Source organism: Aeromicrobium sp. PE09-221 (assembly GCF_002174305.1).
GTDB lineage: Bacteria > Actinomycetota > Actinomycetes > Propionibacteriales > Nocardioidaceae > Aeromicrobium.
Window position 1 is genome coordinate 1 of the sequence record NZ_MIJB01000036.1, and the last position, 9,033, is coordinate 9,033.

The following is a 9,033-nucleotide window of genomic DNA, read 5'->3' on the forward strand; positions in this document are numbered from 1 at the left end:
TGCTGAATGAATGATTGTGTGCCAAAAAGGCGGCGGCGAACGAGGGAGGTAGGTGTCTGGCCGGGCGCGGCGGTGAACATCATGATGGTGCGTCCCGGCTCCTGAGCCACATGAGACGAGGGGTCTGTCGCCGCGGCGACAGACCCCTCGTCTCGTGTTCAGAAGGTGATCGCCCGGCCGGGGTCGCGCAGCAGGGAGGCGATATCCGCCAGGAAGCGCGAGCCCTGCTCGCCGTCGACCACCCGGTGATCGAAGCTGCACGCGAGGGTGGTGACCCACCGCGGCACGATCCGGTCCTCCTCGTCGACCCACGGCCGTCTCTCGATGGAGCCGACGGCGAGGATGCCCGACTGACCGGGGCTGAGGATCGGCGTGCCCGCATCGACACCGAAGACGCCGACATTGGTGATCGTGAACGTTCCGCCGGACATCTGCGCGGGCTGCAACGATCCCTCTCGGGCCGTGTGCACCAGCGTGCCGATCTCGCGGGCCAGGTCAGGCAGAGCGAGCCTGTCCGCCTCGGGCACGACGGGGACGAGCAGCCCCCGCTCCGTCGCCGCGGCCACCCCGAGACCGACGTGCCCGGGAAAGACGATCTCCTCGGACTCAGCGTCCCATCGCGCGTGCAGATCGGGCGTGCGACGCAGGGCGAGACACACCGCCTTGGCCACGAGGACCGTGGCCGTGACCTTGACATCGGCGAAGGACGGGTCCCCGCGCAGCGTCTCGAGCAGCTCCATCGTGGCACTGACATCCACGGTGACCCATTCGGTGACGTGCGGGGCGGTGAACGCCGACGCCACCATCGCCTCGGCCGTCCGTTTGCGGACTCCCGAGATCGGCACACGACGCTCGCCGTCGACCGGCAGCGCTGCCTCGGGTCGTGGATCGCCTACCGGAGACAAGACCCTCTCCACATCGGCCCGGGTCACGATGCCGGAAGGGTCGGCGGCGGTGACCGCCCGCAGATCGACCCCGTGATCCTTGGCGAACTTGCGCACGGGCGGCTTCGCGAGCGTGACCACGGAGGCGAGGCGCTCGGGCTCCTCAGCGGGCACGGGCCGAGCGGCCCGTCCGGCACGACAGCGGCGACGTCCGCTCGGCTTCTCCTCCTCTGGACCGTAGCCCACCAGCACCGCGGTGCGTTGCTCGGCTCCGTCGTCCACCGCCGCGGCATCCTCGATGCGGACGATCGGCGTGCCCACCGCCACGGTGTCCCCCTCGGCGACCAGCAATGAGCCGACCGTGCCGGCGAAGGGACTCGGCAGCTCGACGATCGACTTGGCCGTCTCGATGTCGACCAGCACATCGTTGACCTGCACTTCGTCTCCCTCGGCGACGCGCCAGGTGACGATATCGGCCTCGGTCAGGCCCTCCCCCACATCGGGCAGGCAGAACTCCGGCATCAGAACTCCCTCGCGGTGTCGACGGCATCGAGTACGCGATCGACGCTCGGCAGGAACTCCGACTCGACCCGGCTCGGCGGATACGGGGTGTCGTAGCCGGTGACGCGCTGCACCGGTGCCTCCAGCGAGTAGAAGCACTCCTCAGTGATCCGCGCCGAAAGCTCGGCGCCGAGCCCGAGCGTGCGCTGCGCCTCGTGCACCACGACCGCCCGGCCTGTGCGGCGCACCGATGCGAACACCGGGCCGAGGTCGAGCGGGGAGAGTGCCCGCAGGTCGATGACCTCGAGATCGAGGCCCTCCTCGGCCGCGACGGTCGCGGCACCCAGACAGGTCGTGACCATCGGCCCGTAGGCGATGAGCGTCGCATCGGCGCCGCGACGCCGCACGAGGGAGGTCCAGAGCTCGACGCCCGCCGATCGCGTGTCGACCTCGCCGGAGTCCCAGTAGCGGCGCTTAGGCTCCATGAACACGATCGGGTCGTCCGATGCGATGGCCTGCTGGATCATCCAGTAGGCGTCGTGCGGGGTGGCGCAGGAGACGACCTTGAGGCCCGCGGTGAGCGCGAACTGCGCCTCAGGGCTGTCCGAATGGTGCTCGACCGCTCCGATGCCGCCCCCGAAGGGGATGCGGATCACGATGGGCACGCGCACCCGGCCGGCGCTGCGATAGTGCAGGCGGGCGACCTGGGCCACCAGCTGGTCGTAGGCGGGATAGACGAAGCCGTCGAACTGGATCTCGACCACCGGGCGATATCCGCGGGCAGTCAGGCCGACGGCGGTGCCCATGATCCCGGCCTCGCCGAGCGGCGTGTCCATGACCCGGTTGGCGCCGAAGTCCTTCTGCAGGGCATCGGTCACCCGGAAGACCCCGCCTAGCCGGCCGATGTCCTCACCCATCAGCACGACCTTGTCATCACGCTCCATCGCCGCCCGCAGTCCCGCGTTGACGGCGGCACCCAGGGTCATCGTGGCGGTCATCGGTCGCCTCCCTCGTCCGTGGCCTGCCAGGCAATGGCATCGTCGCGCTGGCGGGCGAGCTCCTCGGGCACGTCGGTGTACACGTGATCGAACAGGCCGACGAGATCCGGCTCGGGCAGCCGGCCGCAGACCTCCCGCAGGTGTGCCCCGAGCTGGTCGGCCTCGGCCTCGACGGTGGCGAAGAATGCCGCATCGCTGCCCTCGCGCTGGAGGTGGATCCGCACGCGGTCGATCGGGTCCTTCGCCCGCCACGCCTCAGTCTCCGCGTCCTCGCGATAGCGTCTGGGGTCATCGGAGGTGGTGTGGGCACCGATGCGATAGGTGACGGCCTCGATGAGGCTGGGACCGAAGCCCTGGCGAGCGGCGTCGAGGGCCGCCCGGGTCACCGCATAGCAGGCGAGCACGTCGTTGCCGTCGACCCGGACTCCCTTGAAGCCGAATCCGGCGGCGCGCTGGGCGATCGGGACCCTCGTCTGCCGTTCGAGCGGCACGGAGATCGCGTACTGGTTGTTCTCGCAGAAGAACACGACCGGGGCCTGATAGGACGCCGCCCAGACGAAGGCCTCGGCCACATCGCCCTGGCTCGTGGCGCCGTCACCGAGATAGGCGATGGCCGCGGTGTCGCGCTCGGTGTCACCGTGGCCCACCGCCCCGTCGAGCAGCAGACCCATCGCATAGCCGGTGGCGTGCAGGGTCTGGGCTCCGATGATGATCTGCGGGAGCGCGTAGCGGTACTCGTGTGGGTCCCAGCCGCCGAGCTCGGTGCCCCGGAACATGCCGAGGAGGAGGGCCGGATCGATCCCGCGACAGTAGGCCACGCCGTGCTGACGGTAGGTGGGGAAGACGAAGTCCTGGTCGCGCAGCGCGCGACCGGAGCCGATCTGCGCCGCCTCCTGGCCGAGTGCGGGCGGCCAGAGGCCGAGCTCGCCGTGCCGCTGCAGGGCGAAGGCCTCGGTGTCGATACGGCGGGCGAGGACGAGGTCGCGATACCAGCCCTCGAGCTGGGCGCGGTCGACCTCGAGCGGATAACGCGGGTCATGGCGGCGCGTGCCATCGGGGGCGAGCAGCTGCACGAGATCGTGCTCGCCGTCGAGCGCGCCGGGTTGCGGGGTCATCGGCAGGGTCATGCGATCCTCCAATCGCCGCCCGGCGGGGTACCGCCGGCGGTGTCTGGGGCGCTGATTCCAGGGGTGGCGGAATCGACTGCGCCACGATGTGATGGTTCTCACATCGTGAGATCAGGGTAACTGCCTCGCCGCCGCGATGCCAGAGTCACCGCGCGGCGCGCCACCCGTTGCCGGCCGTCGGTGAGTTGTCCCGCACTTCAGACGCCCTTCCGTGGACACCATCGAAGCAGCGACAACACCTGCCGTCGCAGAAGGCTCTCGCCGAAGGCCTGCGAGGATGTGCCGGTGTCATCACGTCCCGCGCTCATCGGCTACGCCCTGGTGGTCACGGCTGCCATCACCTTCGGCGTGAACGCGGGAGTCTCCCGCATCCCGGTGCAGGCCGGGCTCCCGATCGACACGTACACGACCTTCCGCCTCACCTGCGCCGCCCTCGTCTTCATCGTCCTGGCCCTCGTCTTCGACCGGTCCGCGTTCCGCGTGCCCCGAGGCCGCGCGGCGGCGCTCATGGCGGGTCTCGCGATCGTCGGCGTGCTGGGCGTGCAGGCGGCCTACAACGTCACCATCAACCGCCTCCCCCTCGGCATCGCGCTGCTGCTGGAGTACCTGGCCCCGGCCCTCGTCGTGCTGTGGGTGCGCTTCGTGCGGCGCGAGCCCGTGCATCCACGGCTCTACCCGGCCATCGTGGTCTCCCTCATCGGGCTGGCCCTCGTCGGCCAGGTGTGGGACGGGCTGACGATCGAGACCATCGGCCTGCTCGTCGGCCTCCTGTCGGCCGTGTGTCTGGCGAGCTACTTCCTGATCGGCGAGGCGCTGACGGCGGCCGAGGGAGGTTCGAGTCCGCTGCACGTGGTCGTGTGGTCCTTCGGCCTCGCGGCGGTGGTCTCCAATCTGTACGAACCTGCCTGGAATGCCGTCGACGTGCTCGGGAAGGAGTCGACGCTGCTCGGCCGGCTCGACCATCTCACGGCGCCGGTGTGGGTGGCGATGATCTACATCGTGCTGCTCGGCACGGTCACGCCCTTCTTCCTCTATCTCGCGGCGATGCAGTACATCCCGAGCACACGTGCCTCGGTGGTCGCCATGCTCGAGCCCGTGGTCGCCCTCGTGACCGGCTGGCTCTGGTACGCCGAGGTGCTCGGCCTGGCACAGTCGATCGGCGTGTTCGTGGTGCTCACCGGTGTCGTGGTGGCCCAGACCGCCAGACTCGCCACCCCCGAGGAGCTCCCACCCCCGACGTGATCGAGTGCGCCCCCTGGCAGCGGCACGTCACGCCCGTGGCAGCGGTACACCATCACCCCACTAGGTCCGAATAACGTTGATTGGCGACCGCCACCCGCGACGTGCCGTTGACCGGCTACCTTCAGCATCGCGGGGGGCGCCCCAAGGCGATCGGGCGACCCGGGGCTCACCTGCGACAATGGACCCATGGCACGCTTCATCTCCACCTGGTTCGCGAGCAGCCTCGCCCTGGCCTTCGCCGCGCTGCTGCTCGGCGATCACATGAATATCGGCGACCCCGGCGAGACCACCGCCAACCGCGTCCTCGCCCTGGCGATCGTCGGTCTCGTGTTCACCATCGTGAACATGCTGGTCGGTCCGATCATCAAACTGCTCTCACTCCCGTTCATCATCCTGACCCTCGGGCTGCTGCTCGTCGTCATCAACGCTCTCCTGTTGCTGCTGACCGAGTGGATCACCAGCCAGTTCGCCATCGAGTTCTTCGTTGACGGCTTCTGGTGGGCCGTGCTCGCCTCGATCGTCATCTCGATCGCGCAGACGATCGTCAACGCCGTCATCGGGGAGTGACCCGGTGACCTATCGCATCGCCGTGGTCTGCCTGGGCAATATCTGCCGCTCCCCCATGGCCCACGTCGTCCTGGAGAAGAAGCTCGAGGAGGCCGGTATCGACGATGTCGAGATCGTGTCCTCCGGTACCGGCGGGTGGCACACGGGCGATCCCATGGATCCACGAGCGGCACGCCGGCTCACCGAGGCCGGCTATGACGCCTCACGGCACGTCGCGCGCAGGTTCACCGCCGACTGGTACGCCGAGAACGACCTCCTCCTCGCGATGGACGAGAGCAACTACGCCGATATGGCCGAGCTCGCGCCCACGGTCGCCGACACCGAGCGGCTGCGCATGTTTCGCAGCTTCGACCCGCAGGCGACGGAACAGGACGTCGAGGTGCCCGATCCGTGGTTCGGCGGCGAGGAGGGATTCGTGGAGGTCCTCGCCATGATCGAGCGAACGAGTGACGCCCTCGTCGCCGAGATTCCGGCGCTGATCGCTTCGCGGCAGAGCTGATACGGGTCCTCCGGTAACGTCGGGGGCATGGCGAGGATGGCAGGAACGGCGGCGCGGGCAGAGGCACTGCTGGGAACCGCCGTCGTCTCCACCACCCCGGTCGCGGGCGGAGATATCTGCACCGCCACTCGGCTTCGCCTCACCGACGGCCGCGGCGCGATCATCAAAACGCGCCCGCAGGCACCTGAGGGGCTGTTCCGACGCGAGGCCGAGGGCCTGCGCTGGCTCGGCGAGGCCGGCGGGGTCCCCATCCCTGAGGTCCTCGGCGTCGACGAGGACTGCCTGGTGATCGCCTGGATCGAGCCGGGCAAGCCCTCGCAGGAGCTGGCGGAACAGTTCGGTCGGGCCCTCGCCACGACCCACGCGGCAGGCGCGCCCACTTTCGGCGCCGAACGCGACGGGTACATCGGCGTCGCACCCCTGCCCAACCGTCCACTGCCGACGTGGGAGGAGTTCTACGCCTCCCGCCGGGTCATGCCCTATGTGCGAGCGGCTGTGGACCGCGGCCACCTGACCTCGGACGAGGCGTCCACGATCGAGGCGGCGATGCGCAAGATCCACTCTTTCTCCGGACCGGCCGAGCCACCGGCGCGCATCCACGGCGACCTCTGGTCGGGCAATGTGGTGTGGGGTGCCGAAGGGGCGGTCTGGATGATCGACCCCGCCGCGCACGGCGGACATCGCGAGACCGATCTGGCAATGCTGGCTCTGTTCGGCGCTCCGCACCTGCAGCGCATCCTGGAGGCCTATGACGAGGCCGCACCGCTCGCCGACGGATGGCGGGAGAGGATCGCGCTGCACCAGTTGCATCCGCTGCTCGTCCACACACTGCTGTTCGGCGGCTCCTACGGTGCTCGCGCAGCCGGTGCCGCGCAGAGCCTGCTCGACGGTTCCGCCGCCTGAGCCTCCGCTCACCCGCGTGGTGGTAGCTGGTCAACCTTTCCCTCGAGGCAGCGGTGGTGGAGTCGACGGAGTACCGCCCCGGGCATCGGTTCCGGGCAGTTGCGGGCATGCCTGACATCCTGGGCCGGTGATCTCCTCCCCCCGACGGATCGTCATGGACTTCGACGGCGTATTCACCCGGACCGACTCGACTGCGGCCTGGCTGATGCCCCGGCTGCGCGAACGCCCCCTGCTGTTGAGCCGCTCCGCGCCGTGGCTCGCGGGATTCGTCCTGACCTCGCGCGCCCCGGCGGCGCGGACCCGCGTCACCCGACGACTGATGGATACCGCCTTCTCGGGACAGTCGGCCGATGATCTGCTCGCCGAACTGTCCGATACCGGAGCCGCCTTCGCCCGCGATACCTCCATGACACGTTCGGCGGCGGTGGACGAAGCGCGCTCACTGCTCGCACAGGGTGACGAGGTGACGATCGTCTCCGCGGGGATGACGCCGTTGATCGAGTCCTGGGCACGGGCCCTGGACCTGCCGGTCCGCGTCTGCGCCTCGGTCGTCTCAGGTCACCGGGGTCGCCTGCGCTGGGACGACCACTGCTTCGGTGAACGCAAGGTCGCCCGTCTCACGGCCTTGGGCTGGCGGGAATGGGACGTCGTCTACAGCGACTCCGCACACGATCTGCCGCTGATGCGCGGAGCCGACTCGGTCGTGCTCGTCGGCGGCGATGACACGCTCCTGCGTCGCCTCGGCCGCGCCTTGCCTGGAACGCCGGTCCGAGCCGTCAGCTGGTGACGCTTGACACAGGCATGACCGTTCCTCCACACTATCGGGCAGTAACGGTTAACTTCGGGAAGTTACGGGCATATTTCGTCGTCCCGGGAGGAGTGAACGTGGCGATCCTCGCCATCGATCAAGGCACGTCCAGCACCAAGGCGATCGTCGTCGAGGGGGACGAGGTGCTGGCGGTCGCCGAACGCCGGGTGCGACCGGAGTATCGCGCCGGAGGCGTCGTCGAACAGGACCCGGAGGCGCTGTGGCAGAGCGTGCTGACGAGCGGGCGCGCCGCCGTCGCCGAGGCCGGTGCGACGATCGAGGCCGTCTCACTCGCAAACCAGGGCGAGACTGTGCTCGCCTGGAACCGGTCCACCGGTGAGCCCCTCACCCCGGCCCTCGTCTGGCAGGACCGGCAGGCCGAGTCCGTCTGCACTGAGCTCGCCGACCACGCCGACCTGATCCACGAGCGCACCGGGCTGCTCCTCGACCCCTACTTCTCCGCCCCCAAGATGACCTGGTTGCGCCGTCGGGTACCCGACGGCGTCGTCACCACCAGCGACACCTGGCTCGTGCACCGGCTGACCGGTGAGTTCGTGACCGACACCTCGACGGCGAGCCGATCGCTCATCCTCGATCTCGCCCGCGTCGACTGGGATCCCGAGCTGCTGGACCTCTTCGGACTGGGCGATGAGGAACTGCCCGCACTGGTTCCGAGCGATGCGATCGTCGGCACCACCGGCGTCTTCGGCGGCGACATCCCCGTCGGCGGGCTCATCGTGGACCAGCAGGCCGCTCTCCTCGCCGAGGGGTGTGTCGAGCCGGGCACGGCCAAGTGCACGTACGGCACCGGTGCCTTCCTGCTGGCCAATCGCGGCACCGATCCCTCCCCGCATCCTGGCGGACTGGCCACCTCGGTCGCGTGGACCATGCGCGGTGACACCGTCTACTGCGCCGACGGCCAGGTCTACACCGCCGCCTCCGCGGTCCGGTGGATGAGCGATCTCGGCCTCATCGACTCCGCCGCCGAGTTGGACACGATCGCCGCGGAGGACTCCGGTGGCGTACTGTGCTCCCCCGCCTTCGCCGGGCTGGCGGCGCCCTGGTGGCGCTCGGATGCCGGCGCCTCGCTGCACGGCATGAGCCTGTCGACCGGTCGCGGCGAGATCGTCCGCGCGGTGCTCGAGGGCATCGCCGCACATGTCGCCGAGATGATCGACCTGGGCGAGGCCCCCGAACGTCTTCGCGTCGACGGCGGTCTCACTCGCAGCGCGACCCTCATGCAGGCCCAGGCCGATCTGTCCCAGGTGCCGGTCGATGTCTTCGGCTCCGAGCACGCGACCGCACTCGGCGCCGTCGCCACCGCGCGGCTCGCCCTGGACGATTCGCTGAGCCTCGATGACGCACTCGTCGGATGGTCGCCGGCTCGCACCTACGAACCCCACTGGACGGCCGCGCGAGCCGAGGGCTTCCGGGCACGCTGGCGCGCCGTGGTGGAAGCCGACCTCACAGGAAAGGACGTCTCGTGAGCGAGCGCAGCGAGCGA

Annotated in this window: 9 protein-coding genes; 6 read left to right on the forward strand and 3 right to left on the reverse strand. The window is 69.5% G+C overall.

Annotated features, from left to right (window positions below; all coding sequences use genetic code 11):
* Positions 1 to 158: 158 nt before the first annotated feature.
* The 3 genes from BHE97_RS18145 to pdhA are packed head-to-tail and all read right to left on the reverse strand — an operon-like array spanning position 159 to position 3,510.
* Positions 159 to 1,406, reverse strand: a complete 1,248-nt coding sequence (locus tag BHE97_RS18145) for a dihydrolipoamide acetyltransferase family protein (protein WP_087625454.1) — start codon at positions 1,404 to 1,406, stop codon at positions 159 to 161.
* Positions 1,406 to 2,383 carry an alpha-ketoacid dehydrogenase subunit beta gene (locus BHE97_RS18150; RefSeq protein WP_087625455.1) on the reverse strand — a complete coding sequence of 326 codons (978 nt, stop codon included), beginning with the start codon at positions 2,381 to 2,383 and terminating at the stop codon, positions 1,406 to 1,408. The genes BHE97_RS18145 and BHE97_RS18150 overlap by 1 nt, the downstream gene beginning before the upstream one ends.
* On the reverse strand, positions 2,380 to 3,510 hold the full coding sequence (gene pdhA / locus BHE97_RS18155) for a pyruvate dehydrogenase (acetyl-transferring) E1 component subunit alpha (protein ID WP_087625456.1): 1,131 nt from the start codon (positions 3,508 to 3,510) through the stop codon (positions 2,380 to 2,382). Before pdhA ends, BHE97_RS18150 begins: the two co-directional genes overlap by 4 nt.
* Before the next feature lie 285 nt (positions 3,511 to 3,795).
* Here pdhA and BHE97_RS18160 point away from each other — a divergent pair, with 285 nt between their 5' ends.
* The 6 genes from BHE97_RS18160 to BHE97_RS18185 all read left to right on the forward strand — a co-directional run bounded on the left by BHE97_RS18160 (position 3,796) and on the right by BHE97_RS18185 (position 9,016).
* Positions 3,796 to 4,752, forward strand: a complete 957-nt coding sequence (locus BHE97_RS18160; RefSeq protein WP_140400250.1) for an EamA family transporter — start codon at positions 3,796 to 3,798, stop codon at positions 4,750 to 4,752.
* Positions 4,753 to 4,938: 186 nt separating this feature from the next.
* Positions 4,939 to 5,319 carry a phage holin family protein gene (locus BHE97_RS18165; RefSeq protein WP_087625458.1) on the forward strand — a complete coding sequence of 127 codons (381 nt, stop codon included), beginning with the start codon at positions 4,939 to 4,941 and terminating at the stop codon, positions 5,317 to 5,319.
* A 4-nt stretch (positions 5,320 to 5,323) separates the two neighbouring features.
* Positions 5,324 to 5,818 (forward strand): low molecular weight protein-tyrosine-phosphatase, encoded by a 495-nt coding sequence (locus BHE97_RS18170; RefSeq protein ID WP_087625459.1) that lies wholly within the window; start codon positions 5,324 to 5,326, stop codon positions 5,816 to 5,818.
* A gap of 27 nt (positions 5,819 to 5,845) precedes the next feature.
* Positions 5,846 to 6,721 carry a fructosamine kinase family protein gene (locus BHE97_RS18175; RefSeq protein ID WP_087625460.1) on the forward strand — a complete coding sequence of 292 codons (876 nt, stop codon included), beginning with the start codon at positions 5,846 to 5,848 and terminating at the stop codon, positions 6,719 to 6,721.
* A gap of 127 nt (positions 6,722 to 6,848) precedes the next feature.
* A complete protein-coding gene (locus BHE97_RS18180) occupies positions 6,849 to 7,508 on the forward strand; it encodes a haloacid dehalogenase-like hydrolase (RefSeq protein WP_140400251.1) in 660 nt (219 codons plus the stop codon).
* A 98-nt stretch (positions 7,509 to 7,606) separates the two neighbouring features.
* Complete coding sequence (locus tag BHE97_RS18185) at positions 7,607 to 9,016, forward strand: FGGY family carbohydrate kinase (protein WP_201791523.1); 1,410 nt, start codon at positions 7,607 to 7,609, stop codon at positions 9,014 to 9,016.
* The last annotated feature ends 17 nt before the right edge of the window (positions 9,017 to 9,033 follow it).